The 20,307-nt window shown below is 39.7% G+C and carries 21 protein-coding genes; 13 read left to right on the top strand and 8 right to left on the bottom strand.

Going from position 1 to position 20,307, the window contains the following annotated elements:
* Positions 1-17: 17 nt before the first annotated feature.
* The 5 genes from rng to mreB all read right to left on the bottom strand — a co-directional run bounded on the left by rng (position 18) and on the right by mreB (position 4,805).
* Entirely contained in the window at positions 18-1,487 is a 1,470-nt protein-coding gene (gene rng / locus F1325_RS02510; RefSeq protein WP_109371972.1) for a ribonuclease G, read from the bottom strand.
* Complete coding sequence (locus tag F1325_RS02505; RefSeq protein WP_109371974.1) at positions 1,484-2,071, bottom strand: Maf family protein; 588 nt, start codon at positions 2,069-2,071, stop codon at positions 1,484-1,486. Before F1325_RS02505 ends, rng begins: the two co-directional genes overlap by 4 nt.
* A gap of 52 nt (positions 2,072-2,123) precedes the next feature.
* Positions 2,124-2,612, bottom strand: coding sequence for a rod shape-determining protein MreD (gene mreD / locus F1325_RS02500; protein WP_100159963.1), 489 nt, complete (start codon positions 2,610-2,612; stop codon positions 2,124-2,126).
* A 5-nt stretch (positions 2,613-2,617) separates the two neighbouring features.
* The gene (mreC, locus tag F1325_RS02495) at positions 2,618-3,670 is read right to left on the bottom strand and encodes a rod shape-determining protein MreC (protein WP_160229954.1); all 1,053 of its coding nucleotides are present in this window, start codon (positions 3,668-3,670) and stop codon (positions 2,618-2,620) included.
* Between the two features lie 91 nt (positions 3,671-3,761).
* Entirely contained in the window at positions 3,762-4,805 is a 1,044-nt protein-coding gene (gene mreB, locus F1325_RS02490; RefSeq protein ID WP_023582893.1) for a rod shape-determining protein MreB, read from the bottom strand.
* A gap of 687 nt (positions 4,806-5,492) precedes the next feature.
* Between mreB and F1325_RS02485 the strand changes: the two genes are divergently transcribed.
* The 11 genes from F1325_RS02485 (at position 5,493) to F1325_RS02435 (ending at position 15,350) form a co-directional block, all read left to right on the top strand.
* Positions 5,493-6,467: an MDR family oxidoreductase gene (locus tag F1325_RS02485; RefSeq protein WP_109371978.1), complete on the top strand. Its 975-nt coding sequence runs from the start codon at positions 5,493-5,495 to the stop codon at positions 6,465-6,467.
* Between the two features lie 478 nt (positions 6,468-6,945).
* The gene (aroQ, locus tag F1325_RS02480) at positions 6,946-7,389 is read left to right on the top strand and encodes a type II 3-dehydroquinate dehydratase (protein ID WP_006535378.1); all 444 of its coding nucleotides are present in this window, start codon (positions 6,946-6,948) and stop codon (positions 7,387-7,389) included.
* 33 nt (positions 7,390-7,422) lie between these two features.
* The gene (accB, locus tag F1325_RS02475; protein WP_023582895.1) at positions 7,423-7,893 is read left to right on the top strand and encodes an acetyl-CoA carboxylase biotin carboxyl carrier protein; all 471 of its coding nucleotides are present in this window, start codon (positions 7,423-7,425) and stop codon (positions 7,891-7,893) included.
* A gap of 12 nt (positions 7,894-7,905) precedes the next feature.
* A complete protein-coding gene (gene accC, locus F1325_RS02470) occupies positions 7,906-9,255 on the top strand; it encodes an acetyl-CoA carboxylase biotin carboxylase subunit (RefSeq protein ID WP_109371980.1) in 1,350 nt (449 codons plus the stop codon).
* Positions 9,256-9,527: 272 nt separating this feature from the next.
* Positions 9,528-9,776, top strand: a complete 249-nt coding sequence (locus F1325_RS02465; RefSeq protein WP_023582900.1) for a YhdT family protein — start codon at positions 9,528-9,530, stop codon at positions 9,774-9,776.
* Positions 9,766-11,211 carry a sodium/pantothenate symporter gene (panF, locus tag F1325_RS02460; RefSeq protein ID WP_109372079.1) on the top strand — a complete coding sequence of 482 codons (1,446 nt, stop codon included), beginning with the start codon at positions 9,766-9,768 and terminating at the stop codon, positions 11,209-11,211. Before F1325_RS02465 ends, panF begins: the two co-directional genes overlap by 11 nt.
* Before the next feature lie 23 nt (positions 11,212-11,234).
* A complete protein-coding gene (prmA, locus tag F1325_RS02455) occupies positions 11,235-12,116 on the top strand; it encodes a 50S ribosomal protein L11 methyltransferase (protein WP_109371982.1) in 882 nt (293 codons plus the stop codon).
* A 321-nt stretch (positions 12,117-12,437) separates the two neighbouring features.
* Positions 12,438-13,409, top strand: coding sequence for a tRNA dihydrouridine synthase DusB (dusB, locus tag F1325_RS02450; RefSeq protein ID WP_069368388.1), 972 nt, complete (start codon positions 12,438-12,440; stop codon positions 13,407-13,409).
* Between the two features lie 20 nt (positions 13,410-13,429).
* On the top strand, positions 13,430-13,726 hold the full coding sequence (gene fis / locus F1325_RS02445; protein WP_004245342.1) for a DNA-binding transcriptional regulator Fis: 297 nt from the start codon (positions 13,430-13,432) through the stop codon (positions 13,724-13,726).
* Between the two features lie 237 nt (positions 13,727-13,963).
* The gene (locus F1325_RS02440; RefSeq protein WP_109372004.1) at positions 13,964-14,596 is read left to right on the top strand and encodes a hypothetical protein; all 633 of its coding nucleotides are present in this window, start codon (positions 13,964-13,966) and stop codon (positions 14,594-14,596) included.
* 1 nt (position 14,597) lies between these two features.
* Positions 14,598-15,350 (top strand): DUF3307 domain-containing protein, encoded by a 753-nt coding sequence (locus F1325_RS02435; protein WP_109372006.1) that lies wholly within the window; start codon positions 14,598-14,600, stop codon positions 15,348-15,350.
* 4 nt (positions 15,351-15,354) lie between these two features.
* Here the strand turns inward: F1325_RS02435 and F1325_RS02430 are convergent, their stop codons facing one another.
* Complete coding sequence (locus tag F1325_RS02430; protein ID WP_244185006.1) at positions 15,355-15,882, bottom strand: SMI1/KNR4 family protein; 528 nt, start codon at positions 15,880-15,882, stop codon at positions 15,355-15,357.
* 140 nt (positions 15,883-16,022) lie between these two features.
* Between F1325_RS02430 and F1325_RS02425 the strand changes: the two genes are divergently transcribed.
* Both F1325_RS02425 and F1325_RS02420 read left to right on the top strand, forming a co-directional pair.
* On the top strand, positions 16,023-16,763 hold the full coding sequence (locus tag F1325_RS02425; RefSeq protein WP_160229953.1) for a hypothetical protein: 741 nt from the start codon (positions 16,023-16,025) through the stop codon (positions 16,761-16,763).
* A 118-nt stretch (positions 16,764-16,881) separates the two neighbouring features.
* Positions 16,882-18,072, top strand: a complete 1,191-nt coding sequence (locus tag F1325_RS02420) for a cyanate transporter (protein ID WP_109372012.1) — start codon at positions 16,882-16,884, stop codon at positions 18,070-18,072.
* Between the two features lie 100 nt (positions 18,073-18,172).
* On the opposite strand, the gene F1325_RS02415 is transcribed toward F1325_RS02420, so the two are convergent.
* Both F1325_RS02415 and F1325_RS02410 read right to left on the bottom strand, forming a co-directional pair.
* On the bottom strand, positions 18,173-19,120 hold the full coding sequence (locus F1325_RS02415) for a carbamate kinase family protein (RefSeq protein WP_160229952.1): 948 nt from the start codon (positions 19,118-19,120) through the stop codon (positions 18,173-18,175).
* Positions 19,121-19,443: 323 nt separating this feature from the next.
* The gene (locus F1325_RS02410) at positions 19,444-20,178 is read right to left on the bottom strand and encodes a glycerophosphoryl diester phosphodiesterase (RefSeq protein WP_109372016.1); all 735 of its coding nucleotides are present in this window, start codon (positions 20,176-20,178) and stop codon (positions 19,444-19,446) included.
* Positions 20,179-20,307: the final 129 nt, after the last annotated feature.

Here is a 20,307-nt window from a genome sequence, read left to right as displayed (position 1 = left end):
TTAGGAAGGCGAATCCATTACATCATCACCACATCAAATTGCTCCTGACTATAGAGTAGCTCAGTTTGCACTTTCACTTGTTTACCGACAAAAATTTCAACCTCTGCTAATGCATGTGATTCATCGCCTTTTAATGCTTCTGCAACTGCTGAGGAGGCGTAAACTAAGAAGCGATCTGCATCAATCGTTTTATGCACGCGCACTATTTCACGTAAAATTTCATAACAAACTGTTTCAACTGATTTTACCGTACCTCGCCCTTGGCAAGTTGGGCAGTCATCACAAAGCACATGTTCAAGGCTTTCCCGCGTTCTTTTACGTGTCATTTCTACTAAGCCAAGTTGGGAGAAGCCATTAATCGTTGTTTTCACTCTATCTTTACTTAGCGCTTGTTCAAGTGATGCCAATACTCTGCGTTTATGTTCATCATTATTCATATCAATAAAGTCAATGATGATAATACCGCCTAAATTACGTAACCGTAATTGACGGGCAATGGCTTGGCTTGCTTCAATATTAGTATTAAAAATAGTTTCTTCTAAATTTCGATGACCAACAAATGCCCCTGTATTGATATCAATAGTGGTCATTGCTTCAGTTTGATCGATAATCAGGTAACCTCCTGATTTCAATTCAACTTTGCGTTCTAAAGCCCGCTGAATTTCACTTTCTACACCATAGAGATCAAAAATAGGCTGATTACCTTGGTGCAATTCAAGTTTAGCGGTTAATTCAGGAATATATTCACCAATAAATTCCTGTAGTTGATTGTAGGTCAATTTAGAATCAACTCGTATGCTATCTAATTCAGAGCCTGCAAAATCACGTAAAATACGCTGGGCTAACGCTAATTCGCCATAAATTTGAATACGGGTTTTATTTCTTTTCTTACGCTCAATGATTTTATTCCATAGGCGTTTAAGAAAGGCGGCATCTTGCTTAATTTCGTGTTCACCAACACCTTCGGCAGCGGTACGAATAATAAAGCCGCCATTTTCATCGCAATACTCTTCAACCAATTGTTTTAAGCGCTCACGCTCTTCTTCACTGTCAATTCGCTGGGAAACGCCTACATGAGACGCACCAGGCATAAACACTAAATAGCGAGAAGGCAATGTAATATCCGTGGTAAGGCGAGCGCCTTTTGTTCCTAAAGGATCTTTAACCACTTGTACAATTAAATCTTGCCCTTGATGCACCAGTTGCGCGATATCACGAACATTAAATTTCTTCTGCTCTTCACCAGCAATACATTCAGTGTGAGGCATAATATCAGAAGCATGTAGAAAAGCGGCTTTATCTAGCCCGATGTCAATAAATGCAGCTTGCATCCCGGGTAATACGCGACTTACCCGACCTTTGTAAATGTTTCCGACGATACCTCGTTTAGCTTCTCTTTCAACATGGATTTCTTGAAGTATGCCTCCGCGAATATAGGCGACACGAGTTTCAGAAGGCGTCACATTCACTAATAACTCTGCTGTCATGAAATCTCCTTCTCATTAGCTAGAGACGAAAATTGAGCTATCAATGCTTCGGTTTCAACAAGAGGCAATCCGACAACAGCATGATAACTCCCCTCAATCCGTTGAACAAAACGGCCTCCTTTTCCTTGAATACCGTAAGCGCCAGCTTTATCCATTGGCTCTCCTGACTCAATATACGCGCTAATCTCACTCTCTGTCATCACTCTAAAAGTGACGTGTGTGACGACTAATTGACTCAATGTGTGTGTTCTATTAGAGATAGCAATTGCTGTCATCACTTGATGTGTTGCACCTGAGAGTGAACGTAGGATTTGCGCGGCATGGGTTTTATCACGGGGTTTTTCAAGAATATGACCATCATAAACCACAATAGTATCAGAGCCCAAAACGGGATAATCGTGAGGTGCTTGTCTTACACCTTCTTGTGATTTTTCTTTTGCTAAACGAAGAACATACTCTTCTGGTTTTTCACCTTGTTGCCAAATTTCATCAATTGCTGGCGTGATAATACTAAATTCAACATCTAATAACGCGAGAAGTTCACGTCTTCTTGGTGAGCTGGAAGCAAGGTAAAGTGTGGTCACAAATAATGTCCTCATGACGGTAACGCAAAAGTGACCGCCATGATCCAATAACTTAGTGAACTAAAAACTGGTGACGGATTTTGCGAAGTAAAAAATAAAGCCATGGCCAAAGAATACCACTGACTGGGCTATTCCAGAATACTTGAGGGTGAAAAGTCACAGGTGAAAGTAAAAATTCTGCCCAAAATACAGCAAGATCAACAACGACAACACTTAACATTACCACTAAGGCTTGTTGCCATAACGCTAAATTACAAAAAAGCTGATATTTAAAGGCGATGACATAACTCACTAAAGTATAGGCCAATGCATTGACACCTAGGGTAGTTCCTTGGACTAGATCCATAATCATACCCAAGACAAATGCGGTTCCGACACTAACACGATGAGGTATTGCTGTTATCCAATAAATAAGAAATAACATCGGCCAAATAGGTCGATACACTTCTAACTGTTCTGGCCACGGCATAATTTGTAAAACTAATGCGACAAGAAAAGAGAGCCAAACAACCCAACGCCCACGACTTTGATATGGATTCATCGTGTCTACCTACTTCTATTTGTACTAGTCGGTGTATTTGTTGTAGCAGGAGTTGTTGCTGGTGTCGTGGTTCCGTTAGTTTCTTCTGTCGTACTGTCTAACGGCTCTTGAGACATTGAACGAGGAAGCGGTGGCCCTGCTTGTTCATAATTAGGTAAAACCTGAGGCATCAGTTGCATTAAACGCTCATTAGCCGCGTGATAAACCTCTGAAGGTAGAGGAGGCTCTCCCATTTTGTCTGATGCATTCCATAATAAAAGCAAATAGCGTAAACGTTGTAGCTCTGCTGAAGGTCGAACATTAATCACGGAATAAGCCCGCTGATTATCCACTTTAACTGAAGATACCACACCAACAGGATACCCTTCTGGAAAACGACCACCCAATCCTGATGTCACTAAAACATCGCCTACACGAATATCAATATTGGCAGGTAATGCTTCTAACAATAAATCATCGGCACAGCCCGCACCAGAAGCTATAACACGAATATCGTTACGTAAAACTTGTACAGGTAATGCATGAGAAGTGTCGCATATTAATAATACACGGCTCGTAAGCTCACTTACGGCAATAACTTGTCCTACGACACCTTTATCACTAATAACAGGTTGCCCTTCATAGACGCCATCGTTGGTTCCTTTATCAATAACCACTTGATCTCGATAAGGCGTGCTATTCCCAGACAAAACTTGCGTTACTGTCATTTGTTCATTTTGGCGCAGTGGTGAACCAAGTAATTCTCGTAAACGGGCATTCTCTTGCTTAAATTGCTCCAGTAATTGGCTTTCTCCGCTACGAACTAATAACTCTTTTCTTAACGCTTGATTCTCAAATTGTAAACGCTCACGCGTGGCAAATGTTTCTGAAATTTGATCAAGGAAACGGCGTGGACCATTTGCAAGAAAATAGAAGGGACTAACAGCAGTATCAAGATACTGGCGGACTTTAGAAAATGCACCAATACGGTTATCAGCAATCAATAAAGAGATAGCGACAACCACGGCGATTATTAATCTTAGTTGCAGGGAAGGACCCCGACTAAAAATTGGCTTCATAAACTCTAAGATCACTCACACGGAGAAGTAAAAGAACAGGTGTTAATATTCTCATCAAGGGGGAATCCATTCTCCCTTGTCAGAATTAATCTCAATCTTCGCTAAACAGATCGCCACCGTGCATATCGATCATTTCTAATGCTTTACCACCGCCACGAGCGACACAGGTCAGAGGATCTTCAGCAACAATCACAGGAATACCTGTCTCTTCCATTAATAAACGGTCTAGGTTACGTAATAATGCACCACCACCTGTTAATACCATACCGCGCTCTGAAATATCAGAGGCCAATTCTGGTGGACATTGTTCTAATGCAACCATCACTGCACTAACGATACCCGTTAATGGTTCCTGTAATGCTTCAAGAATTTCATTAGAGTTTAAAGTAAAGCTACGAGGTACACCTTCTGCAAGGTTACGACCACGAACTTCAATCTCATTGACTTCATCAGAAGGATAAGCTGAACCGATATCGTGTTTGATACGTTCTGCGGTTGCTTCACCAATCAGTGAACCGTAGTTACGACGCACATAGTTAATGATAGCTTCATCAAAACGGTCACCACCGATACGAACAGAAGAAGAGTAAACGACACCGTTTAATGAAATCACGGCAACTTCTGTTGTACCACCACCAATATCGACCACCATTGAGCCTGTTGCTTCAGAAACAGGTAAGCCTGCACCGATTGCCGCAGACATAGGTTCTTCAATTAAGAACACTTCACGAGCACCCGCACTTAATGCTGATTCACGGATAGCTCTGCGTTCTACTTGAGTGGCTCCTACTGGTACACAAACTAATACACGAGGACTTGGACGCATAAAGCTATTGTTATGAACCTGTTTTATGAAGTGCTGAAGCATTTTTTCGGTTACATAAAAATCAGCAATCACACCGTCTTTCATTGGACGGATAGCAGCGATATTCCCAGGTGTACGCCCTAACATCTGTTTGGCTTCATGCCCTACAGCTGCAACACTTTTTGATGTGCCAGCGCGATCTTGGCGAATAGCGACAACGGAGGGTTCATCGAGAACAATACCCTGTCCTTTGACATAAATAAGGGTATTGGCGGTACCCAAGTCAATAGACAAATCGTTGGAAAACATGCCACGAAATTTTTTAAACATACGAAAGGATAATCCTGCAAGCCGGGACGGAAAAATCCGTCTACTCTATCAACCACAATAAGCAGCGACAAGGCGCGATTCACTACTTAGATTAAAGTGGACACGTAAATAATCATAAAGGCACAATATTCTACGTTACTTTTCCCAATTGGAGCAGAAAAAAACTGCATAAAAATGGGCTAATTAGAACGATTAACGCATAATTTCGATCCTACGCTGTTTATATTTGACTTATGTAACAATACAAACAACGCTCACATCAATAAAGAAAAATCTTACTTAGTTGCCACACTGTGACTCAAAAGTCTCATTGCAAGTTCAAATAAAATTTATTCATTTGAATAAGCACAATTATTCTATTGATATTAAATGGTGTTTTACTGGCAAAATTTGACTGAGATAACAACCAAAGTACCCACCTCGAATACTTCTAAGACGATACATTATCTTTATTTCGAGCATAAAGAGAAATGCTAATTTTTATCCAATCGTAACCCATTAACGGTGTTATCTAATTACCAAGATATAAAACTCAGAATAATCTCTGCACCAATAAACGTAGAACCCCCGTTTATACACTAAAAAAGGATTATTTGTCTCATTATTACAATAGATATTGTGCACAATCACGACGAAATCTAAAAAATCACCTATCATGACACAAATAGAAATCGATGAGGGGTCAAGATGAAAGCATTATTAGTAGAACAAAATGACAACAAACTCAGTACCAACGTACAAAACATTGATGAAAAAATACTGCCTATTCATGATGTTATTGTCGATATTCATTACTCAACGCTTAACTATAAAGATGGACTCGCTATCACAGGCAAGGGAAAAATACTGCGCCAATTTCCAATGGTGCCGGGTATCGATTTTTCGGGTGTTGTTCATCACACCGAAGATCCTCGCTTCCACATTGGTCAACATGTCTTATTAACCGGCTGGGGAGTAGGTGAAAATCACTGGGGTGGCCTTGCACAAAAAGCAGGTGTAAAAGGTGATTGGTTAACCGTTGTGCCAGAAGGACTCTCTTTAAAAAATGCCATGATAATTGGGACTGCGGGTTTTACTGCCATGCTTTGTGTGATGGCATTAGAACAAGGCGGCATTACACCTGAAAGTGGTGATATTTTAGTCACTGGAGCCAGTGGTGGTGTCGGAAGTACCGCTATTAGTTTGCTAACAGCATTAGGCTATCAAGTTACCGCATTAAGTGGCAGAGCGAGTAACCATGACTATTTACGCAAACTTGGCGCCAAAAATATTATCACTCGTGAAGAGTTTGAGCCTGCGGGCAGAGCTTTAGATAAACAACGCTGGGCGGGTGCAATTGATACCGTAGGTGGGCAAATTCTTGCCAATATTCTGTCACAGACAAACTATAACGGAACAGTAGCGGCTTGTGGATTAGCTGGTGGTTTCTCTTTGCCAACAACCGTCATGCCTTTTATTTTACGTAATGTTCGCTTACAAGGCGTCGATTCTGTTTATTTCCCAGCAGAAAAACGCGCTCAGGTTTGGCAACGTTTATTAAAATTACTACCAGAAACGTTCTATCAGCAAGCGATGACAGAAATTACACTTGATGAAGTTCCTCGTTATGCTCAGATGATTATGGATAATCAAGTGACAGGTAGAACCTTAGTAAAACTGTAACTGCTACCCACCCGCATTAGGCGAAGGTTTACGGTATTTTTTTGCTAATTCTCGGTTTTTATCTGCTTATTTCTGGCATTAATTCACCTTATTTAGTGCCAGAATAAGCTTCTTTGTGTGTGAAACAGATATAAAATTGTGATTCAGATCACATTTATGATATATATTGATGATTGATCTCAAAGAAGTTCAGATTTCCAGTGACATCAATAAATAACGTGGTGTTATGATTATTTTTTAGACACCTGTTTATTTTGCTTTCTCCCGTTTACAATCTTGTAAAAAATTTTAACTTTTCATCAAAATAAACCCTTCATTCCCTGATTAGACCAGTATTTTGCTGTTATCTTCTGTGAAATGTCTATAATGTCGGACTTTGTGATATGTATCGTAGCAATGGATACAATAAAAGATGACAAAACGAAAAGCACAGGTTATTTTGTCATTTCGTTGACGAATTGACGGAGATAGAAGCATAATGTCGGAAAATTTTCATATTTTGCTCCTGAATGGTCCGAATCTAAACCTGCTTGGAACAAGAGAGCCGGAAACCTACGGACACCTAACTCTGGATGATATCGTTCAAAGTTTGTCAGCAGATGCTCAGGCATTAAATGTGAAACTCAGTCATTTTCAGTCTAACGCTGAATTTGAGCTGATAAATAAAATTCATGCAGCTCGGGGTAATGTCGATTATATATTAATCAATCCTGCAGCTTTCACGCATACCAGTGTTGCACTGCGTGATGCATTATTAGGGGTGAATATTCCATTTATTGAAATTCACCTGTCCAATGTCTACAGTCGGGAGCCTTTCCGTCACCATTCATATCTCTCTGATATCGCAACAGGCGTAATCTGTGGATTAGGTGCAGAAGGTTATCGATTTGCTTTACAGGCAGCGGTCAGCCGCTTGTCTTAATAAAAAACATCAAAAAGAGTACGGAATCAACTCATGGATATTCGTAAAATTAAAAAACTGATCGAGCTAGTCGAAGAGTCTGGCATTTCTGAACTGGAAATCTCTGAAGGTGAAGAGTCAGTACGTATTAGTCGTAACTCTGGTCTTCAGGGTCAAATGGCTCCTCAGCAATATTTTGCGGCACCAGTGGCACCTCAACCTGCATTAGCAAATGCAGTTGCGCCTGTAGCGCCAGAAACACCAGCGGCTACACCAACGCAAGAAATCAGTGGTCACGTTGTTCGTTCACCAATGGTCGGAACGTTCTACCGCTCACCAAGCCCTGAAGCTAAGAAATTTGTTGAAGTCGGTCAGCAAGTCAATGTAGGCGATACTCTGTGCATCGTTGAAGCAATGAAAATGATGAACCAGATTGAATCTGACAAAGCAGGTGTTGTTAAATCTATCCTTTGCCAAGATGGCGACAACGTTGAGTTTGACGCTCCACTCTTTGTTATCGAATAACGAGGCAGGTCCATGCTAGAAAAAATCCTCATTGCCAACCGTGGTGAGATTGCACTGCGTATCCTAAGAGCATGTAAAGAGCTTGGGATCAAAGCAGTTGCTGTTCACTCCACGGCAGACCGTGATTTAAAACACGTTCTGCTGGCAGACGAGACTATCTGTATTGGTCCCGCTGCTTCAGCAAAAAGTTACCTAAATATCCCTGCAATTATCGCAGCGGCTGAGATCAGTGGCGCACAAGCCATTCATCCAGGATACGGTTTCCTGTCTGAAAATGCTGATTTCGCAGAGCAAGTTGAACGCTCTGGCTTTATTTTTATCGGTCCGAAAGCTGAAACCATCCGCCTAATGGGTGATAAAGTTTCTGCTATTGAAGCGATGAAAAAAGCGGGTGTTCCTTGTGTACCAGGATCGGACGGTCCTTTAGGTAACGACACTGCGAAAAATATTGAAATTGCTAAACGTATTGGCTACCCAGTTATCATCAAAGCCTCTGGTGGTGGTGGTGGACGCGGTATGCGTGTTGTTCGTGCTGAAAAAGATCTTGAACAATCCATTACAATGACGCGTGCGGAAGCAAAAGCGGCATTTAGCAACGACATGGTATACATGGAAAAATACCTTGAAAACCCACGCCATGTTGAAATTCAAGTTATGGCTGATGGTCAAGGTAATGCAATCTATTTGGCTGAACGTGATTGCTCAATGCAACGTCGTCACCAAAAAGTTGTTGAAGAAGCTCCAGCACCAGGTATTACCCCTGAAATCCGTAAAAATATCGGCGAACGCTGTGCGAACGCATGTATTGAAATCGGCTATCGTGGTGCAGGTACATTCGAATTCCTGTATGAAAATGGCGAATTCTACTTTATTGAGATGAACACCCGTATTCAGGTTGAACATCCAGTAACAGAAATGATCACTGGCATCGACTTAATCAAAGAACAGTTACGCATTGCATCTGGCTTACCTTTATCAGTAACGCAAGATCAAGTTAACGTTCATGGTCATGCAATTGAATGTCGTATCAACGCAGAAGATCCAAAAACCTTCATGCCAAGCCCGGGTACAATTACTCGCTTCCACTCACCAGGTGGATTTGGTGTACGTTGGGAATCGCATATTTACGCAGGTTATACTGTTCCACCTCACTATGATTCAATGATTGGTAAATTGATCACTTACGGTGAAACACGCGAAATCGCGATCTCTCGTATGAAAAATGCGTTGGCGGAACTTATCATTGATGGTATTAAAACCAATATTGAACTGCACCAGTTCATTATGAATGATGAGAATTTCCAAAAAGGTGGTACAAACATTCACTACCTTGAAAAACGTTTAGGTTTAGCTGAGAAATAATCTTTCTCGCTTAACAAAAAAAGGCATAGTTTATTTACTATGCCTTTTTTATTGCTGATGACCCGCCATAAACAGATCCATAGAGGACAAATTAAGCGCATTTCTTAATTAAAACCCGTACTGTTTTCTTTCATATTTATATTTAAAAACAATAAGATAATCTATTTTTAATACTCCCTCATGACTTTGTGATTAATTTTCACTGAATCAATACTCACTTTCCCGTACAATCCTCCCATTCATTTTTAACCCTATTAAGATTGGGAGAACAGATGGACAAACGTTTTGTTCAGGCCCACAAAGAAGCCCTTTGGGCCCTAATTTTAACTTTTATGTATTTGTTGGGTTGGTTAATTACCGCCTATTTACCTGATAACACACTAGGCATTACTGGTTTACCTCTTTGGTTTGAGCTTTCATGCTTATTCCTACCTGTTTTGTTTTTTCTGTTGTGCTATCTGATGGTGCGCTACTTTTTCAAAGATATGCCGTTAGGAGATGAGCATGACGATGCAAACTGAAGTCATAGTGCCACTGATTGGCTACCTTCTGTTAGTTTTTCTGCTGTCAGCTTATGCTTATCGTAAGCGCGAAAAAGGCGAATTTCTTAACGAATATTTTCTTGGTAACCGCTCAATGGGTGGCTTCGTGCTAGCCATGACTATCACTGCAACTTATGTCAGTGCAAGCTCCTTTATTGGCGGGCCGGGTGCTGCCTATAAATACGGTATTGGTTGGGTATTACTTTCAATGATCCAACTTCCCGCTATTTGGCTCTCTTTGGGTGTTTTAGGGAAAAAGTTTGCCATTTTAGCGCGCCGTTATAATGCTGTTACCTTAAATGACATGCTTTATGCTCGTTACAAAAGTCGTTTCCTCGTCTGGTTTGCCAGTTTAAGCCTGTTAGTCGCTTTTGTCGGCGCGATGACTGTGCAATTTATTGGTGGAGCACGCTTATTAGAAACTGCAGCAGGCATTCCTTATGAATTCGGCTTGCTGATCTTTGGGATCTCCATTGCGCTGTATACTGCGATTGGCGGATTTAGAGCCAGCGTATTAAACGATGCCTTACAAGGCCTTGTGATGCTACTTGGTACATTTATTCTCCTGTTTGCCATTATCTATAAAGCAGGTGGATTAGATGTTGCGATACAAAAACTCAATACCATCGATCCTGCATTAACCTCTCCTCAAGGGGCTGATGGGATTTTAAGTGGTCCGTTTATGGCATCATTCTGGGTTCTTGTCTGTTTTGGTGTTATTGGCTTGCCACATACTGCGGTACGTTGCATCTCTTACAAAGACAGTAAAGCCATGCATAAAGGGATCATTATTGGCACAATCGTGATGTCATTATTGATGTTTGGTATGCACTTTGCTGGCGCATTAGGTCGGGCGATCATTCCTGATCTCACTGTTCCTGATCAAGTTATTCCAACATTAATGGTTGAAGTATTACCGCCTATTGCAGCCGGTATTTTCCTTGCTGCGCCTATGGCCGCCATTATGTCGACGATAAATGCGCAACTGTTACAATCGTCAGCAACTTTGGTCAAAGATCTCTATCTCAATATCGCTCCGCATGCGATAACTAACGAGAAACGCATCTCTCGTTTATCGAGCCTTTCGACCTTGATTTTAGGTGTGTTACTGCTATTTGCAGCATGGAACCCACCATCAATGATTATTTGGCTTAACTTACTTGCTTTTGGTGGCCTACAAGCTGTTTTCTTATGGCCTTTAGTTCTTGGGCTTTATTGGGAAAAAGCTAACCGTTATGGTGCTATTGCGGGCATGATCACAGGTGCCACACTCTATGCCACCCTTGCGACATTTAACATCCAGATCGCTGGATTTCACCCCATTGTTCCATCACTGTTATTGAGCTTAGTCGCGTTTCTTGTGGCTAATCGATTTGGAGAGCATACTCTGCCTCAATCAGCATCATTACAGTGAATTCGTTTTTAAAGAGACTAATTATGCCTTGGATACAATTAAGACTTAATGCAACCGCCGCTAATGCAGAAGCTATTGGTGATGAATTGGTTGAAAGCGGTGCCGTTTCAGTGACTTTCCAAGATAGTCACGATACCCCTATTTTTGAACCGTTACCGGGTGAAACTCGCCTTTGGGGTGATACTGACGTTATCGGTTTATATGATGCAGAAACTGACATGAAAATCGTTGTGGCGATGTTAGAAAATACGCCACTACTCGGTAAAGGCTTCCTGCACAAAGTTGAACAACTCGAAGATAAAGATTGGGAACGTGAATGGATGGATAACTTCCACCCAATGCGTTTCGGTGAGCGTTTATGGATTTGCCCAAGCTGGCGTGAAGTACCTGATCCTAACGCCGTGAACGTCATGCTAGACCCTGGTCTTGCCTTTGGTACAGGTACCCACCCTACTACCTCATTATGCCTTCAGTGGCTTGATGGTTTAGATTTAGTGGGTAAAACGGTTATCGACTTCGGTTGTGGCTCTGGCATTTTAGCTATTGCGGCATTAAAGCTGGGTGCAGCTAAAGCAATTGGTATTGATATCGATCCTCAAGCCATCCAAGCAAGCCGTGATAATGCGCAGCGTAATGGCGTTTCTGACGCACTCACACTGTATCTGGCAAAAGACCAACCAGATAACCTCAGTGCCGATGTTGTCGTCGCTAATATTTTAGCAGGTCCATTGCGTGAACTTGCACCTGTTATCAGTACACTGCCACGTCAAGGTGGACACCTAGGCCTTTCTGGTGTGTTAGCGACACAAGCAGAAGGTGTAGCAGCCGCCTATGAAGGACTATTTAACTTAGATCCTGTTGCCGAAAAAGAAGAGTGGTGCCGTATTACCGGTGTGAAAAAATAACATCGAACAAATATTAACCAAAATGAGATAATCTCATTGCGTTAAAATTTCACTTAATTATTGTTTATCAGGCATTAATCACATTTTTGCCTGATAAACTCTACTTAGTTCCACTTGTTTATCAATTCTATATCGTCAATTTTTAATTTTTTAAAAATACATAACATTATGTTTTTATTGATTAAATAATCAGTTCATAAAAAATCAAGTGTAAAAAAGTAACTTTTTTTCGCAATTTGGTTAAACTTTGTCCTTTCATATCTGGCAAAAAATGCGTAATATACGCGCCCTTGCAGTCACAGTTTGGCCCTCTTTTCATCTATGCGAATCGGACAGTATCAGTTAAAAAATTGCCTTATCGCGGCTCCCATGGCTGGCGTTACAGACCGACCTTTTCGGTCACTTTGCTATGATATGGGTGCGGGTATGACAGTTTCTGAAATGCTTTCTTCCAATCCTCAGGTTTGGCAGACAGACAAGTCTCGATTACGAATGGTACATAGTGATGAATTGGGGATCCGCTCCGTACAAATTGCAGGAAGTGATCCCGTTGATATGGCGGCAGCTGCGAAAATAAACGCAGATAGTGGCGCTCAAATTATCGACATTAACATGGGTTGCCCTGCAAAAAAGGTGAATAAAAAGCTAGCCGGTTCAGCACTACTTCGTCATCCCGACCTTGTCGCAGAGATCCTCTCTGCTGTGGTTAACGCGGTAGATGTTCCTGTTACTCTCAAGATCCGTACTGGCTGGTCACCTGATGAACGTAACTGTGTAGAGATTGCCAAATTGGCTGAACGTTGTGGTATTCAGGCTCTCACTATTCATGGACGTACACGCGAGTGTTTGTTCAAAGGGGAAGCCGAATACGACAGTATTCGGACAGTTAAGCAGAGTGTTTCTATTCCCATTATTGCGAATGGAGACATAACAGACCCGCTAAAAGCCAGAGCAGTATTAGACTACACTGGAGCCGATGCTTTGATGATCGGTCGCGCTGCTCAGGGAAGACCCTGGATCTTTCGGGAAATCCAGCACTATCTGGACACAGGTGAACTGTTGCCCCCTCTGCCGATTGCAGAGGTACAACAAATAATGCAAAAGCATGTGCGTGAGTTGCACGACTTTTACGGTCAAGGCAAAGGAACTCGCATTGCACGCAAGCATGTCTCTTGGTATCTCAAGGAACATGCCCCTGATGACCAGTTTCGGCGCTCCTTCAACGCCATAGAGGATGCCAGCGAACAGCTGGAGGCGTTGGAAGCATATTTCGAAAATTTTTTGCGTAAATAAATAAAAGAGCTGACAGAACTATGTTCGAACAACGCGTAAATTCAGACGTACTAACAGTTGCCACCGTAAATTCACAAGATCAGGTGACCCAAAAACCTTTACGTGACTCAGTTAAACAAGCACTGAAGAACTATTTTGCTCAATTAAATGGTCAAGATGTTAATGACTTATATGAGCTAGTATTGGCTGAAGTTGAACAGCCATTGTTGGACATGGTAATGCAGTACACCCGTGGCAACCAAACGCGTGCAGCGCAAATGATGGGCATTAACCGTGGTACACTGCGTAAGAAACTGAAAAAATACGGCATGAACTGATCCTAGTCAGTTAGGTCTATTTTTATAAAAAGCCTTTTCTGGGTTTCCAGAAAAGGCTTTTTTGTTGCCTATTTTTCACGCTTGCTCTATAACATAAATCATTAAGTTACCCAATATGGTAACATTTGACCATGTTACCAAATATGGTAACATTATTTTTTGTATTTCAATTAAATAACTGAGTAAAAGATCACTATACTCATTCTATTTCTCTCACAAAATAATAAGAGCACGCTAATGAATAAAGACATCGTAAGTGTGATTACAGGTGATATCATAGGCTCTAGAAACATCACACCTGAAAACTATGATGTTATGCTCTATACCTTGGAGCAGACGGTTCAATTACTCTCAGAACAGTTACCACTTAAATATGACAGATATCGCGGTGACTCCTTCCAACTTGTTTGCTTACACGCTTATGATGCCATTAAAGTTGCTATCGTTATTCAATTAGCATTGAAAACGTCAGAACTAAACATCAGTGCTCGTCAAAGTATTGGTATCGGTCAAATTAATCCATTGCGTAATGATATTAGAACATCAATGGGTGAAGCCTTTATCTTATCGGGCGAAGGATTAGATAAGATGAAAAGTGAAATATTAACAATATCTACATCAGATAAAGAATTTCAAAAAAATATTACTTTAGTGACTAAATACTTAGATATACAACTTAAAGAAATAACTCGAGCACAAGCGCAAGTTTTACTTAAATATATGGTTAATGAAGATAAATCTCATTATGCTATTGCCAATGAATTAAAAAAATCGAGAAGTAATATTACACGATTATTGAACGCTAGCCACTACCAGTTAATAGATGAATATATTCAATACGTTAATTATTTAATTAACAAGGCTTATTGATATGTATAATTTTACGCTTCTTATTTCTCTCTATATTGCTCATATTGCTTTTGATTTTTATTTACAACCTAAAGCATGGATAGAAGCGCGAAATGCTCTACATTACAAATCTAAAGAGCTTTACTTACACTCACTACTGCACGCTGGAATAACCTTTATTATTCTAGTTTTAATGTCTGAGATAAGTTTTAGTTTTATTTTCATTTACAGTCTAATTATATTAATAACACATTATTTTTTTGATCTTGGTAAATCTTATACTGATAACTCTTTAAGATGGTTTATTACTGATCAAGCTCTTCATTTATTCATGATTACCTTTTTATGGATAGTGCTTGTTGATCAAAATACTCAAATATTCCATGATCTTAGTTTTAAAAATATCAACTACAAATATCTTATTGTTGTTCTTGCCTACATCATTCTTTTAAAGCCTATTTCGAGCCTTATTTATATGTTACTAAAGAAATGGACACCTGTTGCAGTAGAAGGCTCAACACTCGTTTCTGCGGGTCAATCTATTGGTTATTTAGAAAGAATACTAATCTTAACTTTTATTCTTTTAAATCAATTTGCAGCAATTGGCTTTTTATTAGCAGCTAAATCAATATTTAGATTTGGTGAATTACAAAATGATCAAGATAAAAAGCTAACAGAATATGTTATGTTAGGTACACTGATTAGCTTTAGCATTTCTATCTTTATTGGACTTGCTACTTCCTATTTTGTGACTCAACTCCCCATAGGAAAATAACTCATCAAACTTCTGGGCTAAATATCATTTTTTCTGATGGGAATCCCTCGGGGAATGATTGGCAACGTATTCGTTTTGATAAAACTCCCTCTAAAAACCCTGTCAGATTCTCTGCAATAAATTCTACCTCTGATCCTCTAGATGGAATAATTGCCATTGTCCAAAGCTCACTATTTTCTGATAAAACAACCCAAAAAAGCGTATCACCATTATCAGTAACACCAATGGGTAAAAGCCCATTACATTTTGGATATAGAACAAAACGATAGTAATTAGGATCATCATTGATTAATGAGCTGAAATCTTCAAGGATCTGCTCTTTTTGCTGGAAAAAATTAATGTACTCATTTTTACTAAAGGGGTTAAATAACGTTATAAAATCAACTACCTGACCTGATCCATATTGGGTGATAAACGCAATATAATCTTTGGGAAAGGCATATTTATTATCAATTAATGGCCATCTCTCTTCTTTTCCATTTTCATGTATTGCAGAAGGAATAGGTAGTTGCTGATTTAATGCCGTTAACATCACTATCTCACTTATTTGAGTTCTATTACACCGTGTAATGTATGATATTTTAGAGTGAGTATCACTTTTATCATAATCATGCTGATAGTTATCACTCTATTACCCTAGTAAACAAACCTATATTTAAAAGAAAACAGACCATGACCACACCAGTACGTACCATTACTTTTATTGATAGTGCCTATCCGAAATCCCATAAAATTACAGAATTTGTCTGGTCAGGTCGATTAGATAAACATGGTCAACTTTGGTTTGATCTTCATCTTAGAAGTGCCGATTACTATTTAAGTGAAGGTGAGGATTATCTGGATGATATCGACGAAGATGAATCAGATGACGAAGAAGAATATACCAGCCTAGCTCACTGGCAAGCTCCCATTGTTTGGGATAATTATCACTGTTGTACACTCTCCTCAACTTATTGGTCTGATGACCAAGGTATTTTGCTCAGCACAGGAAATACGCCGTTCGATTTTGATAACTTTATTACTCATCAATTTAATGTTGATATTGTCCCTCAAATCGATAGTGATGAAGATGAAGAAAGAGCAGAAGTCCCCGCTTTTAGTATTTACTTATTAGGCCATGATGCATGTAAAAATCATCAAATTCACTTCCAGCGCCAACAAGATAATACTTATCACATTAATTGGTCTGGAAAAATCGCACTCTTTTATGCTGGGTTTGATGAATTTATTCATCAATTTAGTACACAACTTGAAAACATCCCTTTTGATGGCTTTTATTTCCCTAAATCGTGGGATTTAGATAAAGCAGCACTGGAATTTAAAAAGGTACTTTCTCATTTTGAACATTATGAGTTTGTATTAATTAATCCCAACAGTCAGATTAAACAGTGGAAATTAAAATACATCGCTTAAATAGCGTGATGATTAATTAAAATACCTAATGATATTTATGTTGATATAAAACCCCTCATCTGTTTATATCAACATTGTCCATAAAGTAGATAATATTTATGTTTATCAGGGAATTATAATGACTGCCTTACCAAGAAAAAAAACATGGCAGATTGTCCTGACTATTATTTTAGTCGGGATAAATTTACGCCCCTTCTTAACTGGCCCAGGCCCTGTTATTGATAATATTATTGCATCAACAGGAATGAGTTATAGCCAAGTCTCATTACTTACCTTATTGCCCATGCTTTTAATGGGAATAGGCGCATTAATCGTTCCTTTCTTACAGTCTTATATTCAAGTTCGGAAAGGGCTTTTAGTCGCAATGTTGTTGCTTCTTATAGGCTCATTTTCTCGAGCTTATGTTTCTGATGGCAATCAGTTATTACTGACTGCCCTCTTTTGCGGTTTGAGCGTGGCTTATATTCAAGCGGTATTTCCTGGCATTATTAAAGGATGGTTTGGACATCGAACGCCTATTATGATGGGGCTGTATTCCGCCATGCTAATGGGGGGAGGCGCATTAGGTGCTCAATTATCCCCGATTATTACGGCATCTAATGGTCATTGGCAAAATGCTTTAGCGTGGTTTGCACTTCCAGCAGGCTTTGCATTTGTCGCTATTCTTTTTTCTATTAAAAACAGTGCCATATCTGCTAATAAAATATCACTCAATACCTTAATTTGGCGCCCCAGAACAGGATTGCTTATTTTAGGTTTTGGTTGCGTTAATGCAGGTTACGCTTCAGTTGTGACATGGTTGGCACCTTTCTACCAATCGTTAGGAATGCCAAGTGCACAAAGTGGCTCTCTTGTCGCTATCCTTTCGCTTTTCCAAGCCTCTGCTGCTTTAATTATTCCTTTCTTAGCGGCTAAAAATCACGACCGACGTTTTTGGCTTATGCTGACATTACTAAGTCAATTTATCGGTTTTATTGCAATAATGACTATTCCGATGAGTGCGCCTTATCTGTGGAGTATTTTCTTAGGCTGTGGCTTAGGTGGATGTTTTTCCATGATGATGATTGTCGCGCTCGATCATATTCCTGATCCAGCACAAGCGGGCGCGCTGTCGGCATTAATGCAAGGTGGAGGATTTATCATTGCTGCCTTTGGACCGTTAGTGGCAGTGATATTGCGTCAACCTGACGGAAGCTTTACTTATGCATGGGCATTTCATGCGGTTTTAGTGATTATCACGATAGGATTATTTTCACGATTAAATCCGCGCCATTACGCGAAAGCCTACCCCGCTAATCACACTATTTAATCATCGATATATTAAGAAACTCTGCATAAAATAAGCGCCTTACTCTTTTATAAATAAGGCGCTTATCAATTAAATAACGGAGTACTTTTGATTGCGAAAATTAAACAACAATATGCGTTCCGGTTTCACCTTTTAAGGCAGAAGCCAGTTTTTCTGGCGTTGTGATAATCACTCTTTTTCCACCCGCGGCTAAAAATGAGAGGCTGGCTTCGATTTTTGGAAGCATACTGCCCGGAGGGAAATGCCCTTCATGCATATATTGTGTCATTTCCTCAACCGAGGTTTCACCCAATGCTTTTTGTTCTGGCTTACCAAAATGAATACTAACTTTTTCAACACCTGTGGTGATGATAAGAATATCTGCATGTAATTCTTTTGCTAGCAATGTTGATGACAAGTCTTTATCAATAACGGCATCGACACTTTGGTAATTTCCCTGTTCATTTTTAATCACAGGAATACCACCGCCACCCACAGCAATAACAACATAGCCGCATTCTGATAGTGACTTAATTGCACTAGATTCAATAACATGTTGTGGAATTGGAGAGGCAACAACACGACGATAACCACGACCAGAGTCTTCAACAAAATGCCATTGAGGATTTTCTTGCTTTAATTGCACCATCTCTTGTTCAGAGAAAAATGCACCAATAGGTTTTGTTGGAGAAACAAAATTAGGATCGTTTTTATCTACTTCAACTTGTGTGATAAGGGTAACTGCTTGTTTATTTTGTTGAACACGAAGCTTATTCGTTAACGCTTGTTGTATTAAATAGCCGATACCGCCTTGTGTATCTGCAACACAGTTGGCCAAAGGTGTTAACGGTAAACCTTCTTGCACATGCGCCACTTCAGCGCGACGTAAATCAAGCCCTACTTGTGGCCCATTACCATGAGTTAAAACAATATTATACCCTTCAGCCACCATATCACTAATATGGGCTGCAACCTCTTGTACTGCTTGTTCTTGATGAGCGATAGACTGGCTAGCATTGTCTTTAATAATACTGTTGCCTCCAATGGCAACAACAACGAGTTCTTTCATATTTCACTCTCAATTATATTATTGGCAATTAAAGTAGAAATAATGCACCTCTACTCTTAGAGGTTGGGTTGATAAGGTCGCCATATTTGCTAACCATTTTCCCCATTTTTATTTTTAATGAGATAAATATTACCGAGTTGAATAATATCTATTCATTAATTGCGCAGGATAATAGCAGAGAATGTAAAGAAAACATCTATTACTCAACGTTTCTCTTATTTAATTTCTGTAATTAAAATACGGAAAGAAAAGGATAAAAGGCGTCATCAAACACATCAATAACACCTTATTCAATACAAGTAAGCAGGATTGTTAGTGCTTTTTCACTTTGCTATTTGATCAACATTTGGTAGATAAACATCAGGCATATCAGTGATCAGCATATCAACACCCCATTGCTCAAAATCTTTCACTTCTTCAGGATTATTCGGGGTATAACAATAAATTTCATAACCCGCTTGTTTCAACATTTGAGCTTGTTCTTGTGTGAGATATTTGTAATTACAATGCACACTAAAACCATCGATCGCTTTTAGTGTTTCTAACGCATTATCAGGAATTTCATCCCACAATTGGCCTCTGCGAATAAAAGGCAGGTATCGTTTCATAACGATCAGTGCATGCGTATCAAAAGAAGAAAATAAAATTTGCTCATTCGGAATATCTGCACTTTTTATCATGTCAGAAACCGCTAAACATAAACGTTCAACATCATCATCAGGCCATGTTTTCAATTCAATATTGAGCTTTGTTCCTGAACGCTTAATAAGCTGCAATCCTTGTCTTAAAGAAGGAACTTTCTCACCTTGATAGAGTGAACTAAACCAACTTCCTGCATCAAGGCGATGTAAATCATCTAAGGTATGAAAACGCACAGCACCTTGCCCATTCGTGCAACGATTAACTGTTTTATCATGAATAAGCACAGGAACATGATCCGCGGTTAATTGCACATCCGTTTCAATCCATTCGCACCCAAAATCAATCGCCATTTTAAACGCAGCCAATGTATTTTCAGGCGCTTTTCCAGAAAAACCTCGGTGAGCAGCTATCTTCATTTCTCTCTCCTTTTCATTTGTGCCGACATCATGACAACCATTTATGACAGCAATTTGACAGTCATACCATCAATATATCTTCATTTAATTGTCACCCATTTGTCATAAACAACATTTAGGGTAATTCGC

It is taken from the genome of Proteus columbae, assembly GCF_009914335.1.
In the GTDB taxonomy this organism is placed as follows: domain Bacteria; phylum Pseudomonadota; class Gammaproteobacteria; order Enterobacterales; family Enterobacteriaceae; genus Proteus.
The sequence above is the reverse complement of the archived record's forward strand: the minus strand, read 5'-3'. Positions and strand labels throughout refer to the sequence as shown.